The 20,563-nt window shown below is 71.3% G+C and carries 19 protein-coding genes; 13 read left to right on the forward strand and 6 right to left on the reverse strand.

The window, feature by feature from the left end; genetic code table 11:
- Nucleotides 1-55: 55 nt before the first annotated feature.
- The 3 genes from ACFQU3_RS09065 to ACFQU3_RS09075 all read right to left on the reverse strand — a co-directional run bounded on the left by ACFQU3_RS09065 (nt 56) and on the right by ACFQU3_RS09075 (nt 2,360).
- Complete coding sequence (locus tag ACFQU3_RS09065; RefSeq protein WP_385908869.1) at nt 56-373, reverse strand: hypothetical protein; 318 nt, start codon at nt 371-373, stop codon at nt 56-58.
- 140 nt (nt 374-513) lie between these two features.
- Nucleotides 514-1,119, reverse strand: a complete 606-nt coding sequence (locus ACFQU3_RS09070) for a hypothetical protein (RefSeq protein ID WP_385908871.1) — start codon at nt 1,117-1,119, stop codon at nt 514-516.
- Nucleotides 1,120-1,334: 215 nt separating this feature from the next.
- A complete protein-coding gene (locus tag ACFQU3_RS09075) occupies nt 1,335-2,360 on the reverse strand; it encodes a LacI family DNA-binding transcriptional regulator (protein WP_385908873.1) in 1,026 nt (341 codons plus the stop codon).
- Between the two features lie 365 nt (nt 2,361-2,725).
- On the opposite strand from ACFQU3_RS09075, the gene ACFQU3_RS09080 reads away from it, so the two are divergent.
- The 4 genes from ACFQU3_RS09080 (at nt 2,726) to ACFQU3_RS09095 (ending at nt 7,678) form a co-directional block, all read left to right on the forward strand.
- On the forward strand, nt 2,726-4,081 hold the full coding sequence (locus ACFQU3_RS09080) for an ABC transporter substrate-binding protein (RefSeq protein ID WP_385908875.1): 1,356 nt from the start codon (nt 2,726-2,728) through the stop codon (nt 4,079-4,081).
- Nucleotides 4,082-4,162: 81 nt separating this feature from the next.
- A complete protein-coding gene (locus ACFQU3_RS09085) occupies nt 4,163-5,128 on the forward strand; it encodes a carbohydrate ABC transporter permease (protein WP_385908877.1) in 966 nt (321 codons plus the stop codon).
- Complete coding sequence (locus ACFQU3_RS09090) at nt 5,125-6,042, forward strand: carbohydrate ABC transporter permease (RefSeq protein WP_385908879.1); 918 nt, start codon at nt 5,125-5,127, stop codon at nt 6,040-6,042. The genes ACFQU3_RS09085 and ACFQU3_RS09090 overlap by 4 nt, the downstream gene beginning before the upstream one ends.
- Nucleotides 6,043-6,148: 106 nt before the next feature.
- The gene (locus ACFQU3_RS09095; RefSeq protein ID WP_385908881.1) at nt 6,149-7,678 is read left to right on the forward strand and encodes an alpha-N-arabinofuranosidase; all 1,530 of its coding nucleotides are present in this window, start codon (nt 6,149-6,151) and stop codon (nt 7,676-7,678) included.
- An 88-nt stretch (nt 7,679-7,766) separates the two neighbouring features.
- On the opposite strand, the gene acs is transcribed toward ACFQU3_RS09095, so the two are convergent.
- Nucleotides 7,767-9,773, reverse strand: a complete 2,007-nt coding sequence (gene acs, locus ACFQU3_RS09100) for an acetate--CoA ligase (RefSeq protein WP_385908883.1) — start codon at nt 9,771-9,773, stop codon at nt 7,767-7,769.
- Nucleotides 9,774-10,059: 286 nt separating this feature from the next.
- Between acs and ACFQU3_RS09105 the strand changes: the two genes are divergently transcribed.
- Nucleotides 10,060-11,724: an alkaline phosphatase D family protein gene (locus ACFQU3_RS09105; RefSeq protein ID WP_385908885.1), complete on the forward strand. Its 1,665-nt coding sequence runs from the start codon at nt 10,060-10,062 to the stop codon at nt 11,722-11,724.
- A gap of 79 nt (nt 11,725-11,803) precedes the next feature.
- Here ACFQU3_RS09105 and trpS read toward each other — a convergent pair whose 3' ends face one another.
- Complete coding sequence (trpS, locus tag ACFQU3_RS09110) at nt 11,804-12,910, reverse strand: tryptophan--tRNA ligase (RefSeq protein ID WP_385909511.1); 1,107 nt, start codon at nt 12,908-12,910, stop codon at nt 11,804-11,806.
- A 340-nt stretch (nt 12,911-13,250) separates the two neighbouring features.
- Here trpS and ACFQU3_RS09115 point away from each other — a divergent pair, with 340 nt between their 5' ends.
- From ACFQU3_RS09115 to ACFQU3_RS09150, 8 genes are all read left to right on the forward strand, one after another.
- Nucleotides 13,251-14,123 carry a Fic family protein gene (locus tag ACFQU3_RS09115; RefSeq protein WP_385908887.1) on the forward strand — a complete coding sequence of 291 codons (873 nt, stop codon included), beginning with the start codon at nt 13,251-13,253 and terminating at the stop codon, nt 14,121-14,123.
- A 714-nt stretch (nt 14,124-14,837) separates the two neighbouring features.
- Entirely contained in the window at nt 14,838-15,644 is an 807-nt protein-coding gene (locus ACFQU3_RS09120) for a hypothetical protein (protein WP_385908889.1), read from the forward strand.
- Nucleotides 15,645-15,690: 46 nt separating this feature from the next.
- Nucleotides 15,691-16,926 (forward strand): TadA family conjugal transfer-associated ATPase, encoded by a 1,236-nt coding sequence (locus ACFQU3_RS09125; RefSeq protein WP_385908891.1) that lies wholly within the window; start codon nt 15,691-15,693, stop codon nt 16,924-16,926.
- Nucleotides 16,923-17,834 (forward strand): type II secretion system F family protein, encoded by a 912-nt coding sequence (locus ACFQU3_RS09130; RefSeq protein WP_385908893.1) that lies wholly within the window; start codon nt 16,923-16,925, stop codon nt 17,832-17,834. The genes ACFQU3_RS09125 and ACFQU3_RS09130 overlap by 4 nt, the downstream gene beginning before the upstream one ends.
- Nucleotides 17,831-18,580: a type II secretion system F family protein gene (locus ACFQU3_RS09135; protein WP_385908894.1), complete on the forward strand. Its 750-nt coding sequence runs from the start codon at nt 17,831-17,833 to the stop codon at nt 18,578-18,580. Before ACFQU3_RS09130 ends, ACFQU3_RS09135 begins: the two co-directional genes overlap by 4 nt.
- 307 nt (nt 18,581-18,887) lie before the next feature.
- A complete protein-coding gene (locus tag ACFQU3_RS09140) occupies nt 18,888-19,073 on the forward strand; it encodes a DUF4244 domain-containing protein (RefSeq protein WP_385908896.1) in 186 nt (61 codons plus the stop codon).
- A 41-nt stretch (nt 19,074-19,114) separates the two neighbouring features.
- Nucleotides 19,115-19,456 carry a TadE family type IV pilus minor pilin gene (locus tag ACFQU3_RS09145; protein WP_385908898.1) on the forward strand — a complete coding sequence of 114 codons (342 nt, stop codon included), beginning with the start codon at nt 19,115-19,117 and terminating at the stop codon, nt 19,454-19,456.
- Nucleotides 19,453-19,845, forward strand: a complete 393-nt coding sequence (locus ACFQU3_RS09150; protein WP_385908900.1) for an Rv3654c family TadE-like protein — start codon at nt 19,453-19,455, stop codon at nt 19,843-19,845. The genes ACFQU3_RS09145 and ACFQU3_RS09150 overlap by 4 nt, the downstream gene beginning before the upstream one ends.
- Before the next feature lie 24 nt (nt 19,846-19,869).
- Here ACFQU3_RS09150 and ACFQU3_RS09155 read toward each other — a convergent pair whose 3' ends face one another.
- A complete protein-coding gene (locus ACFQU3_RS09155; RefSeq protein ID WP_385908902.1) occupies nt 19,870-20,334 on the reverse strand; it encodes an RrF2 family transcriptional regulator in 465 nt (154 codons plus the stop codon).
- Nucleotides 20,335-20,563 lie beyond the last annotated feature (229 nt).

A 20,563-nucleotide genomic window follows, 5' to 3' on the forward strand; every position in this document is an offset into this window, starting at 1 on the left:
CACGCCGGCCCAGACGGCTGCTACCCGAGGAAGTCGCCTCGGTCGCGGCGTGGGGTCAGTGCTCGGCGACCCAGCGCTCGAGGGCCTCGACCCTGGCGACGAGGTCGGCTGCGAGGCGTTCCTCGAGCACGGAGGGTCCGCTGTGCACGTGCCCTGACGGCTTCGCGGCGCCCGTGAACCCAGGGGACGTTGTGGACGCGGTGGACGCGGTGGACGCCGTGGTGCCGAGGCCCTGGCGGACGAAGGTGCGGGCAAGCGTCGACGGTCCGACGCCCAGCTCGGTGGCGCGGGCCGAAAGCGCCTCGAACTCCTCGACGGTGAAGCGCACCGAGATGACCTTGCTGCGGTCGCCGGGTCTGCTGGTCTCGGTCATGTGACTCCTCGGAGCGTGGCGGCCGTGTCTGACTGCGTCATGCATTGTCAGTGGCCGACTCTACAACCTTCCCGCCACCCCCTGCGGTTCGATGTATCCACGCGTCACCGGTGACGCGCTGATACATCGAACCGAGGACCTCAGGCGGGGAGCGGGAAGACGTCCGAGATGCGGCAGGCGCCACCGCCGCCGGTCAGTGGCGGGGTCGAGCGGCGGCCGCTGCACACGGTCGCGGGCTGGGTGGTGCCGAACAGCGGGGAGCAGTCGCACTTGTACCGGACGTAGGTCAGGCACACTTCGGTGTTCGCGCTGGTGCCGCTCGCGGCGCCGTCGGTGTAGAGCAGGATCCGCTGCGCGCTCGTGTTGGCCGGCGTGCAGAACTGATGGTTCGTGGGCGCGCCGCCGCACGACGAGCACGAGCACGAGCTGCCCCCGCCCCTCTCGACGACCGCGAACGTCGGCTCGATGACACCGTTCACCGTCACACCCGTGACCACCGTGACCGTGTTGATCGAGCCGGAGCCGCCGGGGTTGGTGGCGACGAGCTCGAAGACGTAGCCCTTGTACGCGTCCGACGAGCTGCCGGGGAGCTTGCACGCTGCGCCGGTGAAGGTCAACGGCCCGGCTGACGCAGCGATGGTCGGGGCGGGCGCGGCCACGATGATGGCAGGCATGGTCCAGGCCGCTCCCTTGACGACCGAGCGCCTGCTGGGCGCCTTGGACCTGTGGTCGTCGTTGTCTGACATGGATGCCTCCGGAGTGATAGCTCTGGGGATCGCGTCGCACCCCCGACGGTCGATAAGACACACGTGCCCCATCTGCCACGTTTTGTACCACTGTTACGGCGCGCCTGTCCGCAAATGGCGGATCACGCCTCCGCGCGGCATCCGGGCCGGCGGCTCCTGAGCGGGACCTGTCCCGACAGCTGACCCGAGGTCAGAGCCCAGTCGTGGACCCGCTCTCAGTCGGCAGTCCTGCCGAGCGTGCTCTCCCGCGGGACCAGGGTGTAGGTGGAGTGCACGTCCTCCCCGGGCATCGGCGCCCGCGCCTCGATGCGGGCCAACAGCCGGTCAACCGCCTCGGCGGCGATGCTCGCCTTGTCCGGCGCGATGGTGCTGATGGTCGGGGTGGAGTAGCGGCCGTCCTCGATGTCGTCGTAGCCGATGACGGCGACGTCCTCCGGCACCCGCAGGCCGCGCTGCAGCACTGCCCGCACCGCGCCGAGCGCGACGAGGTCGCTGTAGGCGAAGACCGCGGTCGGCGGGTCGTCCCGTTCGAGGAGCGCGGCCATCGCGGCCGCGCCGTCGGCCCTGTTGAACCGGGGTGTGGGGATGACGAGCGACTCGTCCACGGCGATGCCCGCCGCCTCGTGGGCCAGGTGATACCCCCGGGTGCGCCGCTGGGCCGCCTCGCCCGTGCGGTACGGCTGGTCGCCGATCGCGGCGATTCGTCTGTGCCCCAAGGCGATGAGGTGGTTCACGGCCTCCTGCGACGCCGCTACGTCGTCGATGCCCACGTGGTCGAAGTGGCCGTCCGACTCGCGCTCACCGAGGACGATGAGGGGCAGGTCGGGATCCCGGACGGCGAGCTCGGCCTGAGACAGACCCAGGGGGCTGAAGATCATGCCGTCGTAGGCGAACCCGCGCGCCCGGCGTTTGATCAGCTCCGCCTCGTGCTCCGGGTCCCCATCGGTCTGGTCGATGAGCACGTTGAATCCGCGCTCTCGCGCACGCGGGATGATCGCCTGGAGCAGCTCCGAGAAGTACGGAGTGTCGAGGTAGGGGACGACGACGGCGATCTGGCCGGAGCGCCCGTTCGCGAGGTTTCTGGCGAGCAGGTTCGGCCGGTAGTCGAGCGCCTCGATGGCCTTCTCCACCTTGGCCCGCGTCGCAGGAGTCACCTGGGCGTAGCCGCCCACGACGTTCGACACGGTGCGCGGCGAGACCCCCGCGAGCAGGGCAACGTCACGGAGGGTGGCGTCAGGCACGGCGAGGCTCCTGTCACGCGGAGAACGAGGACGCTGAGGGGGCGGCGAAGGGACGCGGAAACGACGCTGAAACGACGCTGAGACGTCGGCGAGTGGCACGGTGCGGCGCCCCGGCGGGACGCTGGGATCAATCTAGCCGCCACTATTGCACCGCTGCAAAGGGCACGGCATACTCGCCTTTGCAGCGCCGCAAACCGGAACTGCCTGCCGAGCTCCACTGGCCAGGAGCCGGCCCACCAGCAGACGGACGACCAAGGGTGCCCATCGACCCACGTGAGCACCCTTTCTTTCGGCCGTCGAATGTTAACGCTCACAACGCGTGCCTGATCGCCGTGTTGATCTCACCCAGACGCAGGAGATTCCCGATGAAGCAACGTCGCTTCGCCCCCTTCACCCGTGCCGGGAGCATCGTCGCCGGTGCCCTGACCCTCGCCACTCTCCTCGCCAGCTGTGCCGGGGGCTCGTCCGCTGCCAGCGGCGGTTCCAGCAACGACGCCGGCGCCTCCGGACCGGTGCACATCAAGGTGTGGGCCTGGTATCCCGAGTTCAAGGGCGTCGTCGACGCCTTCAACGCATCCCACAAGGACTTCCAGGTGGACTGGAGCAACGTCGGCACCGGACCCGACCAGTACGCCAAGCTGAAGACGGCCTTCAAGGCCGGCAGCGGCGCACCGGACGTCGCGATGGTGGAGTTCCAGGAGATCCCCAGCTTCGTCATCCTCGACAAGCTCGTCGACATGGGCGAGTACGGCGCCAACGACGACAAGTCCCTCTATGCCGACTGGGCCTGGAAGCAGGCCACGGACGGCAACAAGGTCTACGCCATCCCCGTCGACGGCGGCCCGATGGCCCTGATGTACCGCAAGGACCTCTTCGCCAAGTACAAGATCGCCGTGCCGAAGACCTGGGACGAGTACGCCGCCGCGGCGGAGAAGATCAAGGCCGCCGACCCGAAGGCGTACATCGCGAGCTTCGGCAAGGACGGCGGCTGGCTCAACGGCCTCATGTGGCAGGCCGGCTGCAAGCCGTACAGCTACTCCCAGGCGCAGGCCAAGGACGCCGTCGGCATCCGGCTGACGTCTCCGGAGTGCACGAAGGTCGTCGACTTCTACGGCGACCTCGTCGACAAGGGCCTCATGGCCAAGGACCCGTTCTTCACCGCCGACGCCAGCGCGGCCCTCGACAGCGGCAAGTACTGGACCTGGGCGGCCGCGGGGTGGACCCCCGGGTACCTCGCCGGCTCGCTGAAGAAGACGTCCGGCAAGTGGGGTGTCGCGCCCATGCCGCAGTGGACGGAAGGGGCGAACGACCAGGGTGACTGGGGCGGCTCCACCTTCACGGTCACGACCCAGAGCCAGCACCCACGCGAGGCGACGATCGTGGCCCGCGAGCTGTTCGGCTCGTCCAAGGCGGCGTGGGACATCGGCCTGAACAAGGCGTTCCTCTACCCGCTGGTCAAGGACGTCGCCGCCAACGCCACCTTCACCGACAAGGCATACGACTTCTTCGGCGGCCAGAAGGTCAACCAGATCTTTGTCCCCGTGTCCAACAGCCTCGGCGAGTTCCAGTACACGCCGTTCCAGGACTACGTCTTCGCCACCATGAACGACCTCAGCGCCGAGGCGCTCGCCGGCAAGCGCCCGTGGAGCACCGTCCTCGACGAGACGCAGAAGAAGGTCGTGGCGTACGCGCAGCAGCAGGGCTTCAAGGTCAGCGAGTAGCCCGTCACCACAGGCCGCCGGGTCGGCAGGCAGCCTTCCTCCCTGCCTGCCGACCCGGCACCACCCGACCCGGAGGTCCCCATGAGCCAGCTCCTGCCGGCAGACCGCACGCTCACCGCACCGCCGCCGCCCGCGGCCCCGCCCGTGCGCGCCGCACGCGGCCGTGGCCTGTCCCACCAGACCCGCCAGGCGGTCGCGGGCTCGCTGTTCGTGCTGCCGTTCCTCGTCATCGTCCTGCTCTTCCTCGCCCTTCCCCTGGGCTATGCGTTCTGGCTGAGCCTGCACAGCGAGAGTCTCGTCCTCGGGCCGCACTTCAGCGGGCTCGAGCAGTACAAGGAGGCGTTCACCGACCCGCAGTTCCTCACCGGCCTGAGGCGCGTCATCCTCTTCGGCGTCATCCAGATCCCGATCATGCTCGGCCTCGCCCTGGCGGGGGCGTTGGCGCTGGATGCCATCAACAGCCGCGTCGCAAAGGTGTTCCGGCTCGTGGCGTTCATGCCGTATGCCGTGCCCGCCGTGATCGGCGCGCTGATGTGGGGGTTCTTGTACAGCAAGACGTTCGGGCCGTTCGCCGGGGTCTCTGGACTCTGGGGCGCGGCGCCGGTCAACTTCTTCGGCGGCTCCCTGCTCCTCGTCTCGCTGGGCAACGTCGTCACCTGGGCATGGACCGGCTACAACATGATCGTCCTCTACTCCGCCCTCCAGGGTGTGCCCCGGGAGATGTACGAGGCGGCCGTCATCGACGGGGCCTCACCGGTGCAGATCGCGCTGCGGGTCAAGGTCCCGGCGATCAAGCCGGCGCTCTCGCTCGCGGCCATCTTCACCGTCATCGGCACGATGCAGTTCTTCAACGAGCCGGCGATCCTGGCGCGCTTCGCACCGGACATCGACGCCGGCTACACGCCGAACCTCTACGCGTACAGCCAGGCGTTCCGGTTCTCGGCGTTCAGCTACTCGGCGGCGATCTCGTTCACCCTCGGGCTGAGTGTCTTCGTCCTGTCGTACCTCTTCGTCTTCGTCTCTCGCAGAAGGGCGGCCCGCGGATGACGCAGCTGACCACCACCCAGGCCGGCCGACCGGGACTGCGGGCTGCGGCGCGGCCACGTGGCCGTCGGTTCGGCGAGCCCAACACCCGCCTCGCGCACACGATCATGGGACTCGGCATCGTCTACTTCACGATCCCGCTGATCTGGATCGTGTTCGCCGCCACGAAGAGCCAACCGGACCTGCTGTCCACCCCCGCGCTCTGGTTCGGCGACGGGTTCGACCTCGTGACCAACCTCCGTCAGCTGTTCCGCGAGGACGACGGCGTCTACGGGCGGTGGCTGGTCAACACCGCGCTCTACTCGGGGGCGAGCGCGCTCGGCGCTACCACCCTCTGCGCACTCGCCGGCTACGGCCTCGCACGGTTCAGCTTCCCCGGCAAGCGGGTCATCGAGTCGGGCCTGCTCGGCATGGTCATGGTTCCGGCGACAGCGCTGGTGCTGCCGACCTACCTGCTGCTCTCGCGGCTGGAGCTCGTGAACACCATCTGGGCCGTCATCCTGCCCTCGCTGCTCAGCCCGTTCGGCACCTACCTCATCCGGGTCTTCGTCGCCGAGAGCGTCCCGCAGGAGCTGCTCGACGCGGCGCGCATCGACCGAGCGGGCGAGCTGCGCATCTTCTGGAGGGTGGTGCTGCCGATGATGCGGCCGGCCATCGTGACGGTCTTCCTCATCACCCTCGTCGCGACGTGGAACAACTACTTCCTCCCGCTGGTGATGCTGAGCGACGCCAAGCTGTACCCGTTGACGGTCGGCCTGACGACGTGGTTCAACACGGCGCAGCAGGAGGCCGGCACGCGCATGCTCTTCAACCTCGTCACGACCGGCGCCCTGCTCGCCATCATCCCCCTCGTGATCGCCTTCATCCTGCTGCAGCGGTTCTGGCGCAGCGGCGTGAGCAGCGGCTCCCTGAAGTAGCCGGCCTGCCGCACCTGCACGTCCAGCCGCTTGTCCGACCTGCTTTCCAACCTGCTTTCCAACCTGCTTTCCAACCTGCTTTCCGTCACGTTTCCAAGGACTCCGAATGTCTTCTGCCTCCCTCCGTCTTCACCCTGACTTCACGATCGCCCCCGTCAACCGGCGTACCTTCGGCTCGTTCGTCGAGCACATGGGCCGCTGCGTCTACACCGGCATCTACGAGCCCGACCACCCGACGGCCGACGCCGACGGGTTCCGCGAGGACGTCCTCGCACTGACGCGCGAGCTCGGTGTCAGCGTCGTGCGCTACCCGGGCGGCAACTTCGTGTCGGGCTACCGCTGGGAGGACGGCATCGGGCCGGTCACCCAGCGGCCGGTGCGCCGAGACCTCGCCTGGCACGGGCTCGAGACCAACGAGGTCGGCATCGACGAGTTCGCCCGCTGGGCGGCGAAGGCCGACGTCGAGATCATGTACGCCCTCAACCTCGGCACCCGTGGGGTGCAGGAGGCGCTCGACGTCCACGAGTACCTCAACCACCCCGAGGGCACCCACTTCGCCGAGCTCCGCCGCAGCAACGGGGCGAAGGAACCACACGGCATACGGATGTTCTGCCTCGGCAACGAGATGGACGGCCCGTGGCAGACCGGGCACAAGACGGCTCACGAGTACGGCCGACTGGCGGCCGAGGTGGCCCGCGCCCTGCGGTCCGCCGAACCGGACCTCGAGCTGGTGGCCTGCGGCAGCTCGAGCTCGGCGATGCCGACGTTCGGCGCGTGGGAGGCCACCGTGCTCGAGCTCGCGTACGAGCAGGTGGACGCCATCTCGGCCCACGCGTACTACGAGGAGCACGACGGGGACCTCGGCAGCTTTCTCGCCTCGGCGGTCGACATGGACCACTTCGTCGACAGCGTCGTCGCGACGGCCGACAGCGTCGGGGCCCGGCTCAAGAGTCGCAAGCGCATCAACATCTCGTTCGACGAGTGGAACGTGTGGTACCTCAGCCGGTTCGAGAACGCCGAGAGGCCGACCGACTGGGCCGTGGCGCAGCCCGTCATCGAGGACCACTACAACGCCGCCGATGCCGTCGTCGTCGGCAACCTGCTGATCTCCCTGCTGCGCCACAGCGACCGCGTGACCGCTGCCTGCCAGGCACAGCTCGTCAACGTCATCGCGCCGATCATGACCGAGCCGGGAGGCCGGGCGTGGCGCCAGACGATCTTCCACCCCTTCGCGCTCACCTCACGGCTGGCACGAGGCAACGTCCTGCGGGTCGAGCCGCAGAGCCCGACGTACGACACGCAGCGGTTCGGGGACGTGCCGGTCCTCGACGCGGTCGCCACGCACGACCCGCAGAGCGGGGGGGTCACCGTCTTCGCCGTGAACCGCGACGTCACAGGCCCCGTCGACCTCACGGTCGCCCTGAGCGACCTCGGCTCGCTCGCGGTGCTCGAGGCCTGGACGGTGGGTGGTGACGACCCCTATGCGCGCAACACGGCCGACGATCCCGACCGCGTGCGTCCGGAGGCGATGGGCTCCGCAACCGTGGCCGGCGACACGCTGACCGCGAGCCTGCCGCCGGTGTCGTGGTGCGCCATCCGGCTGGGTCCGGCGACGCCCCCGACCCAGACCCGCTGACCCCGCCATCCCACCCGCCCTCGTTCGATGTGTCACCGCGGCCTCTGGGCCGCGGTGACACATCGAACCGGCAAGGGGTGGGTGACGTTCAGTCGGAAGAGGATCCGCTCGCGAGGCCGGTCTTGATGAGCTCCATGACCGAGCTGTCGGCGAGGGTCGTCACGTCGCCGACCTCCCGGTGCTCGGCGACGTCCCGCAGCAGACGACGCATGATCTTGCCGGACCGCGTCTTCGGCAGCTCGGCCACGATCATGATCTGCCGCGGCTTCGCGATGGGCCCGATCTCCTTGGCCACGTGGTTGCGCAGCTCCTGGACGAGGTCCTGACCCTCACCGGGCTCGTCGGCCTCCTCGACGGCATCGGCGCGCAGGATGACGAACGCGCATACGGCCTGCCCTGTGGTCTCGTCCGTTGCGCCGACCACGGCGGCCTCGGCGACCTTCGGGTGCGACACGAGGGCGGACTCGATCTCGGTGGTCGACAGGCGGTGCCCCGAGATGTTCATGACGTCGTCGACACGGCCGAGCAGCCAGATGTCACCGTCCTCGTCCTTCTTCGCTCCGTCGCCGGCGAAGTAGAGGCCCTCGAAGCGCGACCAGTACGTCTCCTTGTAGCGCTCCTGGTCACCCCAGATGCCGCGCAGCATCGCCGGCCACGGCTTCCTCAGCACGAGGTAGCCGCCGTGGCCGTTGGGCACCGACTGGCCCTCGTCGTCGACGACGTCCGCCACGATGCCGGGGATCGGACGCTGCGCCGAGCCGGGCTTGGCCTCGGTCACGCCCGGCAGCGGGCTGATCATGATCGAGCCGGTCTCGGTCTGCCACCACGTGTCGACGATGGGGCAGCGGTCGCCGCCGATGACGCGGCGGTACCACATCCAGGCCTCGGGGTTGATCGGCTCACCGACCGACCCGAGCAGGCGCAACGAGCTCATGTCGAACTTCGCGGGGATCTGCTCGCCCCACTTCATGAACGTGCGGATGGCGGTCGGGGCCGTGTAGAGGATCGAGACCTTGTACTGCTCGACGATCTCCCAGAAGCGACCCTGGTGCGGGGTGTCCGGCGTGCCCTCGTACATGACCTGCGTCGCGCCGTTGGTCATCGGCCCGTAGACGATGTACGAGTGGCCGGTGACCCAGCCGATGTCGGCCGTGCACCAGTAGACGTCGGTGTCGGGGTGCACGTCGTGGACGACGGCGTTCGTGTAGGCCGCCTGCGTGAGGTAGCCGCCCGTCGTGTGGAAGATGCCCTTCGGCTTACCCGTCGTGCCCGACGTGTACAGGATGAAAAGCGGGTGCTCGGCCTCGTGCATCGGCGCCTCGTGGGTCGCGTCCGCGGCATCGAGCGCGTCGTGCCACCACACGTCACGGCCCTCGGTCCACGCGGTGTCCTGGCCCGTGCGACGCACCACGAGGACCTTCGTGACCGTGCCGGTGTCGCCACCGACCTCGAGCGCCGCGTCGACCGCGGGCTTGAGCGCCGAGGGTGCGCCGCGACGGTAGCCGCCGTCGGCCGTGATGACGACCTTGGCCTTGGCGTCGTCGATGCGGGTGCGCAGCGCCTCGGCGGAGAAGCCACCGAAGACGACGGAGTGCGGCGCGCCGATACGGGCACACGCGAGCATCGCGATCGCGGCCTCGGGGATCATCGGCAGGTAGATGGCAACGGGGTCGCCCTTGCGCACGCCCAGGTCGAGCAGGGCGTTGGCCGCGCGCTGGACGGCGGCATGCAGGTCCGCGTACGTGATGTCCTTGGTGTCGCCGTCGGGCTCACCGACGAAGTGGATCGCGACCCTGTCACCACGGCCGGCCTCGACGTGGCGGTCGACGGCGTTGTAGCACGCGTTGAGCTCGCCGTCCTCGAACCACTTCGCGAACGGGGAGTCCCACTCCAGCGTGCGAGTGAAGTCCTTGCCCCAGGTGACGTACTTCCTGGCCTGCTCGGCCCAGAATCCCTCGTAGTCCGCGTCGGCCTTCGCGTAGAGCTCGGCGGTGCCGTTGGCCTGCGCGGCGAACTCCGGCGGTGGCGGGAAGGTGCGGCTCTCGGTCAGCAGGTTCTCGAGCGTCTCTTCGCTCACGGGGTCCACCTTTCGCATCGACGATGAAGCGGTCGCACCAGTCCAGCGTCCATCGCCGGCAGGTGCCTGCCACAACTCAAACGCAGGCTAGTTCGCCCATCAAGGGCCGAGTGAGGCAGGTCTCGTCGCTACCGGGGAGTAGCCCGCCGAACGGTCAGGCTCCGAGGACGAGCGGTCAGGCCCCCGGGGGTGACGCCGGGCGCGGAGCGGGCCGGACGGCATACGCGGGCACGGCGCCAACGGTTCACCTGAGGTTCCTCCCGTGGTGGGCCGCGGACGGCGCGGACTCACGAATGTGGACGACATGGACACGACTCTCCAGCAGCCCTCCCGCCGAACCGTTCTTCGCAGTGGCCTGGCCACCGGGACCATCGCCCTCGCCGGTGCCGGCGTCGTCGTCGACAGCCGCCCGAGCGCGGCCGCCGTCGTCCCCGCCGCGAACCCCTTCACGCTGGGGGTGGCGAGCGGTGACCCCGCACCCGACGGCTTCGTCATCTGGACACGCCTCGCCCTCGAACCCCTGGCCGCCGACGGCCTCGGAGGTATGCCGTCCTCCACCTACCAGCTCAACTGGCAGGTGGCGTCGGACGAGCGCTTCGCCGACGTCGTCAAGGCGGGCACCGTTGCGGCAGAGCCGGGTTGGGCTCACTCGATGCACGTCGAGGTCCACGGCCTGCGTGCAGGCCGTGAGTACTTCTACCGCTTCCGCCTCGGCAACCACCTGTCGGCGCCGGGGCGCGCCGTGACCACCCCGAACCCCTGGGAGACGCCGTCCGCGCTCGCCATGGCGTTCGTGTCGTGCTCGAACTTTCCCTCCGGCTACTTCACGGCCTACCGCCGCCTCGCCGAGGAGCGGCCCGACGTCATCCTCCACCTCGGCGACTACCAGTACGAGGGCGCCGGCAACGGCCTCGGACGCAACCATGTGGGCCCCGAGACGACGACGCTCGCGGGCTACCGCCAGCGGTTCGCGCAGTACAAGAGCGACTCCGACCTCCAGGCCGCGCACGCTGCCGCCCCGTGGCTCGCCGTCTGGGACGACCACGAGGTCGACAACAACTGCGCCGCCGGCATCCCCGAGAAGGTCGCCGAGACGCCGACCTTCCCGCAGCGCCGGGCCGCCGCCTACCGGGCCGACTACGAGAACATGCCGCTGCGGCGCTCGTCGGTGCCGGACGGCCCGAACCTCGACCTCTACCGCCGGGTCCAGTGGGGCCGGCTCGCGAACCTCCACATGCTCGACACCCGTCAGTACCGCGACGACCAGGCCTGCGGCGACGGCTACAAGGACTGCCCGGACGCGGCCGACCCGTCGCGCTCGCTGCCGGGCCTCGAGCAGGAGCAGTGGCTGATCGACGGCTTCCGCACGTCGCAGGCGCGGTGGGACCTGCTCGGCCAGCAGGTCTTCTTCGGCCAGCGCGACAACGACCCGAGCGCGGCGACCACCGTGTCGATGGACGCGTGGGACGGCTACCCCGCGTCGCGCCGGCGGATCACGCAGGGCTGGGTCGACGCCGGCGTGCGCAACCCCGTCGTGCTGACCGGCGACGTCCACGCGCACTGGGCCTCGGACCTCTACCTCGACTGGGCCGACCCCGACAAGCCCGTCGGCTCCGAGCTCATCACGAGCTCGATCACGAGCGGTGGCAACGGTTACGACAGCCCGACCGGCCGGCACCCGTGGGCCGACTGGAACCCGAACCTGCGCTTCTGGACCAACCTGCGCGGTTACGTCTCGACGACGATCACCCCGAACGAGCTGACGGCCCGGTGCCGCTGTGTGCCGGTCGTGTCGTCGCCGGGAGCGGAGGCGTTCACCCGGGCCGAGTTCGTCATCGACGACGGCGTCCGCGGCCTGCGCCAGACGGCCGACAACCCGCTCCCGTCGCTCGCAGCGCGCCGCGCCGCCCCGAGCGACGAGCAGATCATCGCGGACACGATCCGCGAGGAGACCCACGGCGCCGAGTGACCCTCGGCGCCGTGGCCGCACGTCGGCGTGGCCCCTCCCATCCCGAGGGCCACGCCGACGAACACGAGGATGGAAACGCTCAGTAGCTCATGCCCATCACTGCCCGGACCGTCGCGAGGGTGCGCTCGGCGACCTCGTTCGCACGTGCATTGCCCTCGCGGAGCACAGCCGTCACGTGGGACGGGTCGCGCGCGAGCTCGAGCCGGCGCGACCGGTGCCCCGCGAGGGACTCGTTGACGGCCTCGGTGACGACCGCCTTGAGCGCCAGTGCGCCGCCGTCCCCGACCCGCTCGGCCACCGACTCCGGCGACTCCTCGAGGAAGAGACCGGCCATCGTGAGCAGATTCGCGACCTCGGGACGAGCCCTGGGGTCGAACGTGATCCGCCGCTCGGAGTCGGTGCGTGCCGCGCGGATCCGCGCCGCCGTCTGGTCCGCGGTGTCACGCAGGTTGATGACGTTGCCCTTGCTCTTGGACATCTTCGTCCCCTCGGTGCCGAGCAGCAGCGGTACCTCGCTGAGCAGGGCCTCCGGCTCGGCGAAGACGCTGTGCCCGGCGGCATACCTCTGGTTGAAGCGGCGCGCGATGGCACGCGTCTGCTCGAGGTGCGGGAGCTGGTCGCGGCCGACCGGCACGATCCGACTGTGGCAGAAGAGGATGTCGGCCGCCTGGTGCACCGGGTAGGTGAGCAGCAGCCCCGAGAGAGGTCGCCCGTCCGACAGCGCGAGCTCGTCCTTGACCGTGGGGTTGCGACGCAGCTCGGCGTCGGTGACGAGCGACAGGAAGGGCAGCATGAGCTGGCCCAGGGCCGGCACGGCGCTGTGCGCGAAGATCGTCGTGCGCGAGGGGTCGATGCCGGCGGCGAGGTAGTCGAGAACGAGCCCCTGGACGTTGGCGCCGATCGCGCCGACTGAGTCGCGGTCGGTGATGACCTGGTAGTCGGCGATGACGACGAACGTCTCGACTCCTTTCTCCTGCAACCGGACTCGGTTGCGCAGGCTGGCCAGGTAGTGGCCGATGTGGAGTGGCCCGGTAGGGCGGTCGCCGGTCAGCATGCGGAAGCGGCTGGGGTCGCCGGCGGCCTGCTCGTCGATGAGTGCGTCGAGGACGGCGCTGCGCTCACGCGCCGTCGCGTACGTCACGGTCTCGTCGGCGTGGACGGCCACCGACGGGGCCGACGCCGACAGAACCGCGGACGGTGCCGCCGACGTGGCCGCCGATGGTGTCGCCGACGGTGCGGTGGGGACGGGCTGGGGGACTGTGGTCATGGTCTCTCTCCTGTAGTGGTGCCCACGGGAGGACCGGTGTCGCGGTGACCGACCTGCGGTGACCGAACATGCGAAGAGCCGCCCGTGGGCGGCTCCGGATCTCTCTGACGAGTTGCTTCGATGGGCCGCCTCAGCTGGGCAGCCACCACGCGCCGTTCAGGACGGGTCGGGACATCGAGCACATGCCAGTGAGGGTACTCACGCCCTGCGAGCCTGTCGAACGGCCTGATCGCCGTCGAGCCGCTCCTAGGCTGGTGCGGTGCCCGACCCGACTCCCGCCCAGACCGCGCTGCTCGACCAGCTTGCTGCCCTCACCGAGCTGCCGGACGTGCGCGAGCGCGCCGAGGCGGCCCGGGAGGCGTGCACCCGGCTGCGCTTCCACGAGGCCCTGCGCCGCCGGATCCCCGAGGCCGCGGCCGAGTCGCGCGTGCGGGGGGCGCAGGCGAGTGCGGCCCTCGACGGGGCCGAGTTCCCCGTCGAGCTCGTGCGGGAGCTGATGAGCGGCGCGCGCGAGTGGCCCTCCGAGCTCGACCCGGGCCTGAGGACGCTCAAGGGGGCCGTGGCCGCGACGGCCGAGAGCGAGCGCGTCGTAGCGCTGGTTCGCACCGCTCCGCTGCAGGCACTGGCCCGGCTCCACGTCGCCGCGGCCGCTCCCGTCGGCACCGGCGACTGGCTCGGTCGGCCCCGCGTCGGCGACGAGGACTGCACCGAGCTCGTCGACCTGGGGCCCGTCCCCGCCCCGGCCGTCGTCGCCGCGCGCCTCGCGTCGCTCTCCGAGGTCATCGCCGCCGCCGCCGGCAGCAACCGTATCCCCGCCGCGGTCGTCGCCGCTCTCGTGCATGCGGAGGTGGCCGCGATCCGGCCGTTCGTCCACGGCAACGGGCTCGTCGCCCGCGCCATGGAGCGCGCCCTCGTGCAGGCCCTCGGCCTGGACCCGACCGGCGTCGCGGTGCCCGAGGCCGGCCACGTCGCGGGAGGTGGGCCGGCCTACCTCGGGTCGCTCACGGCATACGCCCGGGGTGACGCCAGGGGCGTCGGTCTCTGGCTCGGCCAGGCGGAGGAGGCGCTCGTGCGCGGGGCGGCGGAGGGGGAGCGGATCAGCGACGCGGTGCGAGCGGGGCGGCTGACCTGACGTGCCAAGGGGGCGGACGGGCGATTCGTGCGGGATGTCCACGATGCTGGACAGTTTCTTCGGGTCGCTTGGCGTTGGGGGGTGTTGCCACGCCGAGGGCGTGGAGTACAACGGACACAGGAACCACGCATCGCCGTGAGGCGTAGACCGGATCCACGCAAGACAGAACATCTCGAGAAGATGCCGAGTACCCACGCGAGAGCAGTTCCCTTGGAACCGTCCACCCCCGGGCGCACAACCGGGGCGACACTTTGAGAATGCACGCCTGGTAGCCCGGTCCTTCTCTGGAGGCCCCTCGACCCACGGTCGGGGGGCCTCCCCTTCCCGGTCGATTCTCCTGGTCCACGGAATCCTCGGCGTGTCACGCCGTGACACTTGGGACGTATCGGGACGGATCCCGAGAAATCGCCGCGTGTCGTGACATCTGGGTTTGCATTCCGAAGGGCGAGCGTCCACGATTGTTGGTGGTGCTCCCCTCTGGGGTCGAGCACCGCGCGATCTGGCTCCTCCCCCCCGGTGCCAGTCTCGTGAGGTGGCCTCCGTCTTCCCCCGGACGGAGGCCACCAATGCGTTGCGGCGGTGTTCAGCAGCAGCCGTGGGCTGGCGGCCTGGTCGTGGGCGTGGTTGTCCACACCTGCATCGGTAACAGGGCCGTTGTCCACCGGTGGACGTATGCCGCTGGGCGGGCTTTCGTCGGTGCGTGACGGTGGGCGCATGGGAAACGTCATCGCCTTCATACCGGCCTCGGGTGGGGTCGGGTCCTCGACCCTCGCCGCTGCTGTGGCCGTTCGTGCGGCGGCAGCCGGACGCTCGTCCGTGGCCGTCGACCTCGACCGGCTCTCCGGGCGCCTCGACGTCGTCTTCGGGCTCGAGCAGGAGCCGGGGTGGCGCTGGTCCGAGCTCGCCGGGGTCGCCGGCGTCGTCGACGGCGGCGGCCTGGCATCGGAGCTGCCGGTGGCGTGCGGTGTGCCTGTGCTGTCGGGAGGAGGCGGCGCGGGCTGGGTCGCCCGGGGGAGTGGTGGGGCCTCCGGCGCCGGGACCGACGGCCCGTGGCTGGAGACCCTGCCCGATGTCGTCGCCGGCCTCGCGGATGCGCACGACGTGACGGTGCTCGACCTGCCGCGCGACGTCGCGGTGCTGTCCTCGGTCTCCCTGCTCGTCGACGCCCTCGTCGTCGTGGCCGGGGTCCAGGTGCCACAGCTGGCCGCGGCATCCGGCGTCGTCAGCGGCGTGCGGCAGGTCCTCGCGGGGCTGCGCGACGCCGGCCTCGCCTGGGAGCACGACCCGCTGCTGCCGATCGAACCGTGGGTCGTCCTGCGTGGCAACCGCGTCGAGCCCGACCTCGAGGATCTCGTCATGGACGAGCTCGACGTGCCGCTCGTCGCGACGGTCGGCGACGACCGGCGCCTCGCGGGCGAGGTCGCCGACGGACTGCCGCCGGGGGTCAGGGGCCGCGGTGAGGTCGTGCGAGCGGCAGACGAGCTCCTCGTTCGCATCACGACCCAGGCGGTCGCGGCATGAACGCCGGGGGCCGTCCGGCCGGTTGCGGACGCTCCGGGTGGTCGCGATGACGCTCACGCCCGCCATGTGGCAGCGCGTGCGGGACGGCGTCGGCCCCGACGGCGACGCGGTCGCCGGAGTGGCCGCGCAGGAGCACGCAGCCTTGGGAGCCGACCGTGTCGCCGCAACCCGCTCCGCCCTGGCCGCTCGTGTGCTCGGTGCCGGCCCGCTCGACGCGTGGCTGACCCAGCCGGGCGTCACCGACATAGCGGTCAACGGCGACGGGCGGGTGTGGGTCGACCGCGGCGGCGGCATGGAGTGGGTCGGCGATCGGCTCGAGCCCGACGACGCACGTGCCTTGGCTGTCCGGCTGGCGGGCATCGCCGGGCGCCGACTCGACGAGGCGAGCCCCTGGGTCGACGGCCAGCTGCCCTCGGGTGCCCGGCTGCACGCGATGCTGCCGCCACTCGTCGAGGGCGGTCCCCACATCACGATCCGAGTGCCTCCGGTGGAGCCCGTCTCCCTCTCAGAGCTCTGCGACCGCGGGATGGTCCCGACCCCGTGGGTGCCCGTGCTGCGGGCAGTCGTCCGGCAGCGCCTGGCCTTCGTCGTCTCGGGTGGCACGGGTGCGGGCAAGACGACGCTCCTCGCCGCCCTGCTCGGCTGCATCGACCCCGTCGAACGCCTGCTCGTCGTCGAGGACGTCCGCGAGCTGAGCGTCGACCACCCGCACCTCGTCCGGCTCGAGGCTCGACCCGCGAACGTCGAGGGTGCCGGCGAGGTCACCTTGACGACGCTCGTCCGACAGGCGCTGCGCATGCGACCCGACCGCATCGTCGTCGGCGAGGTGCGAGGCGCGGAGGTCCGCGAGCTCCTCGCAGCGCTCAACACCGGCCACGAGGGCGGGTGCGGCACCCTGCACGCGAATGCCCCGGATGACGTCATCGCCCGCTTCGAGGCCCTCGGCGCGCTCGCTGGTATGGCTCCCGAGGCGGTCCGCGTGCAGCTCACGGCTGCCGTCGACCTCGTCGTGCACGTCGCACGCCGGGAGGGGGCGCGGCGGGTCGCATCGGTCGCGGCGGTCTTCCGTCGTGATGGCGCGCCCTGCGTCGTGCCCGCCCTGGAGTGGAACGGGCCCGGACATGCGCCGCGGACCGACGCTGCCTGGCCGGCCCTCGCCGCTCGCCTCGGCCTCGGTGAGCAGGTGCCCGGGAGCGCGACGCGCCCGGCGGCCGGGACCGCGACGCGCCCGGCGGCCGGCATCCGGCCGCCGACGGCGGAGGCGGAGGCGGAGGCGTCATGAGTGCCGTGACCGCGGGGGCGACTGCCGCCGTGCTCGTCGGCCTGGCGGTGCTCGTCTGGCCGCGGCGCTCGCGGGTACCCTCCGCAGCGGTCCTCCGGCCGCCGGACCGGGAGGCCCCACCTGGGCAGACCTCGGATGGGCAGACCTGGAACGGCCAGACATGGAGCGGGCCGCCCGTGGGCCGGGCGGCGTCCCATCCCGCCGGAGACCAGGACGGGGAGAGGGGCTTCTGGCAGCAGGACCCGGTCGATCTCTACCGCCGGTGGCGGCTGCGTCGACGACCCGGCGAGCTGATCGACGACGTCCTCGACCTGCTGCGTGGAATCGCGCCCGGGCTCGAGTCGGGCCTGACGCCGAGCCGAGCGATCGACCTCGCCGCGACCTCGACCCTCGGTGCCGATCGGGTCGCGATCGCGCGCCAGGCTGTGGGCATCCGCCGTCGTCGGACCACGGCTCGTGGCGCCCCGTCCGTGCACGACATCGACCTGCTCGTCGGGCAGCTCCTGCACGTGACCGAGCAGGCGCAACCGGTGTCGCCGATCTGGGCCGAGTGGGCACAGCGCAGCGCGTCGGCCGAGCTGGCCCTGGTCGCGGCGGCCTGGCGGCTGTCGGAGACGACCGGTGCGCCGCTCGCCTCCGCCGTCGACCGTGCTGTCCGCGGCCTGCTCGACGCCCGAGCGCGTCGCGGCAAGGTGGCGGTCGCGGTCGCCGGCCCGCGTGCGACCGTCACGGTGCTCACGGTGCTGCCACTCACGGGCCCGCTGTTCGGGATGGCCTGCGGCATCGACCCCGTCACGCTCTACCTCGGGTCGCCCGTCGCGACCGTCTCCGCGGCGTCCGGCATCGCCCTCGGGTGGGCCGGCCGCGCCTGGTGCCGGAAAATGATCCGTTCGGCGGTGCGGCCATGACCGGGGTCGTCGCCGCCGCCCTGCTCGTGGCCTTCGCCGTGTACCTGCTGCTCGACGGTCCACGGCAGCACGTGGACCGCCTGGACCGAGGCATCGGGCATCCCGGAGATCAACCGTCCGGCCGTCAACCGTCCGGCCGTCAACCGCCCAGCCATCAACCGCCCGGCGAGCTGCCGCACCGGCGCCGGCGCGGCTGGCGTGGCGCGCGCCGGTCTCGCGGCTCGGCTGCCGAGGGTCGCTCGGCGGGCCGCAGGCAGGGGACTGCCGGACCGGCGGGGGACGGGCCGGCCGCGTCGGGTCGCCACGCCGACGAGTCCGAGGTGGGGTCAGCTCTCGCATTGCTCGCACTGGCCTACCGCTCGGGACTGCCCACGTGGGACGTGCTCGATGCCGTCGCCGACGGTCTCGACGGGCCGCCCGCGACAGACCTCCGGCAGGTGGCCACAGCCCTCCGCTGGGGCGCGACCGAGAGGGAGGCCTGGGCCTGCGTGGGACCCGCCTGGGGGCCGGCCGCCCGAGCCGTTGCCGTGGCTCACCAGGCAGGCGTGCCGCCGGGACCGATGCTGCTCGCCGCTTCCGACGACCTGCGCGCCGCCGAGCTGGAACGGCTCGAGGTCTCTGCCGCCAAGGTCGGCGTGCGGCTCGTGGCGCCCCTCGGCCTGGTGCTGTTGCCGGCCTTCTGCCTCACGACCGTCGCGCCGCTCGTCATCGCCCTGGCCGGCGACCTGCTCGAGGGACGTGCATGAGTCCCTCACCTGAGCCCTCGGCGCCAGGGCCGCGCAGCACGCCGGCGCGACGCCTCACGTGCGCCTGGAGACACCCACCGCGCTCACGACACCTACTCCGACCGCTCCCTCGCGACCGCTCCCTCGCGACCGCTCCCTCGCGACGGCTCCCTCGCGACGGCTCCCTCGCGACGGCTCCCTGGCGACGGCTCCCTGGCGACGGCTCCCTGGCGACGGCTCCCTCGCCGCACCTCGCTCATGACCGCACGCACGAGCCGAGGCCACCGACGACCTGGGCACCCCGCTCGGGCTGGACAAAGGAGAAACCATGACCCACAGGCTGATTCGACTCACTGCACGCAGGCGAGACGCCGGCATGACGACGGCGGAGTACGCCGTCGGCATCATGGCGGCCTGCACGTTCGCCCTCGTGCTGCTCGGTGTCGTCAAGTCCGACGCGGTCCGGTCCACGTTGGCTGGCATCGTCCAGAGCGCGCTCGGCATCGCGGGGTGACCCGAACCGCGCACCGGAGCCCACGCGTTCGCGAGGGCGGGATGGTGACGGCGGAGCTTGCCGTCGCCATCCCCTCGGTGGTGCTCGTCCTGGCCCTGTGCCTCGTTGCCGTCGGTGCCGGAGTGGACCAGATCCGGTGCGTCGACGCCGCGCGCATCGCCGGCCGCGCCGCCGCGCGTGGTGACGACCTCGAGAGGGTGCGGGTCCTGGCTGCCCAGGCCGCGCCGCGGGGCGCAGAGATCGCCGTTGCCGGTGCCGCGGGCGGCGTCCGCGTGACGGTCACCGCGCGAACCGGTGGCTGGGGCGGAGTGCTCCCGTCGTGGACCCTGACCGCCTCGGCCGTCACGCCCGTCGAGTCGAGAGCGGACGGAGGGTCAGGGTGACGCAGGTCCGAGAAGGGGGCCGTCTCCGCGGCCGGGCGCGTGACGCTGGGGCGGCGACGGTCCTCGTCGTCGGCCTCGTTGCAGCCCTGCTCGTCCTGACCGCCGGCGCGCTCGTCATCGCCTCGGCCGTGGTCGCGAGCCACCGTGCTCGCATGGCCGGTGATCTCGCCGCACTCGCCGGTGCCGCGGCTCTGCAGGACAGTGCCGACGGGGGCCGCGCGTGCGCCGTCGCGGACCGGGTTGCCCGCGCCAACGGCGCTGCCCTGCAGGGGTGTTCGTCAGGGGCTGACGCCAGCATCACCGTCCGGGTGACTGTCGGTGCAGCCCTCTGGCCCCGACCGGCGTCGGCCCGCTCCCGGGCCGGCCCCGAGCCATCCGGACCCGAGTGACTGGGCGGCCCAAGTCTGCAGGGCTCAGCGGTTCTGCCAGGCGTCGGGCACGGTGAGCAGCTGGCGTACCCGGTCGGGCAGGTCGCCGGTGAGCAGGTCCTCGAGCGACGTCTCGTCGAGCACCTCGCGCAGGCTCGCCCGCACCGCCACCCACAGGCTCGGCAGGTGCGTGGCGACCCCTTCGTATGCCGTCTCGTGGGGGCGCAGGCCGCGTACCTCCGCGAGTGGTCCGTCGACGGCGCGGAAGACGTCGCCGACGCTGATCCGTGCCCGTTCGCGGCCCAGCACGTAGCCGCCTCGCGCGCCGCGACGGCTGAGGACGAGGTCGGCGCGGCGGAGGTCGGCGAAGATCGCCTCGAGGAACTTGCGCGGCAGCTCCTGCCGGGTCGAGAGCGTGTCGATGCTGACCGGCCCCGATCCCTGCTCGTCGGCCTCGGCGAGGATGAGCATCGCGCGTACCGCGTAGTCGACGCGTGCCGAGATGTCCACGCGTGCAGTCTGCCGTATCCGCAGCCCACCACGTCGAGTGGGCAGTTTCCACCGGGTCGCGGTGGATGCGAAGTGCCCACTCGACTGGATGGTCTTCTTCTCTGGTCGAGTGGGCAGTTTGCACCGGGTCGGGGTGGGTGCGAAGTGCCCACTCGACTGGATGGTCTTCTTCTCTGGTCGAGTGGGCAGTTTGCACCGGGTCGGGGTGGGTGCGAAGTGCCCACTCGAC

Origin of the sequence: Terrabacter sp. GCM10028922, assembly GCF_042666095.1 — a bacterium.
Lineage (GTDB): Bacteria > Actinomycetota > Actinomycetes > Actinomycetales > Dermatophilaceae > Terrabacter.

Coding starts and splice junctions, on each gene's coding strand:
- ACFQU3_RS09125 (WP_385908891.1), top strand. CDS start 15,691: ATGACGCTCACGCCCGCCATGTGGCAGCGCGTGCGGGACGGCGTCGGC.
- ACFQU3_RS09080 (WP_385908875.1), top strand. CDS start 2,726: ATGAAGCAACGTCGCTTCGCCCCCTTCACCCGTGCCGGGAGCATCGTC.
- ACFQU3_RS09105 (WP_385908885.1), top strand. CDS start 10,060: ATGGACACGACTCTCCAGCAGCCCTCCCGCCGAACCGTTCTTCGCAGT.
- ACFQU3_RS09070 (WP_385908871.1), bottom strand. CDS start 1,119: ATGTCAGACAACGACGACCACAGGTCCAAGGCGCCCAGCAGGCGCTCG.
- ACFQU3_RS09095 (WP_385908881.1), top strand. CDS start 6,149: ATGTCTTCTGCCTCCCTCCGTCTTCACCCTGACTTCACGATCGCCCCC.
- ACFQU3_RS09145 (WP_385908898.1), top strand. CDS start 19,115: ATGGTGACGGCGGAGCTTGCCGTCGCCATCCCCTCGGTGGTGCTCGTC.
- ACFQU3_RS09135 (WP_385908894.1), top strand. CDS start 17,831: ATGACCGGGGTCGTCGCCGCCGCCCTGCTCGTGGCCTTCGCCGTGTAC.
- ACFQU3_RS09120 (WP_385908889.1), top strand. CDS start 14,838: ATGGGAAACGTCATCGCCTTCATACCGGCCTCGGGTGGGGTCGGGTCC.
- ACFQU3_RS09065 (WP_385908869.1), bottom strand. CDS start 373: ATGACCGAGACCAGCAGACCCGGCGACCGCAGCAAGGTCATCTCGGTG.
- ACFQU3_RS09085 (WP_385908877.1), top strand. CDS start 4,163: ATGAGCCAGCTCCTGCCGGCAGACCGCACGCTCACCGCACCGCCGCCG.
- ACFQU3_RS09090 (WP_385908879.1), top strand. CDS start 5,125: ATGACGCAGCTGACCACCACCCAGGCCGGCCGACCGGGACTGCGGGCT.
- ACFQU3_RS09140 (WP_385908896.1), top strand. CDS start 18,888: ATGACCCACAGGCTGATTCGACTCACTGCACGCAGGCGAGACGCCGGC.
- acs (WP_385908883.1), bottom strand. CDS start 9,773: ATGCGAAAGGTGGACCCCGTGAGCGAAGAGACGCTCGAGAACCTGCTG.
- ACFQU3_RS09130 (WP_385908893.1), top strand. CDS start 16,923: ATGAGTGCCGTGACCGCGGGGGCGACTGCCGCCGTGCTCGTCGGCCTG.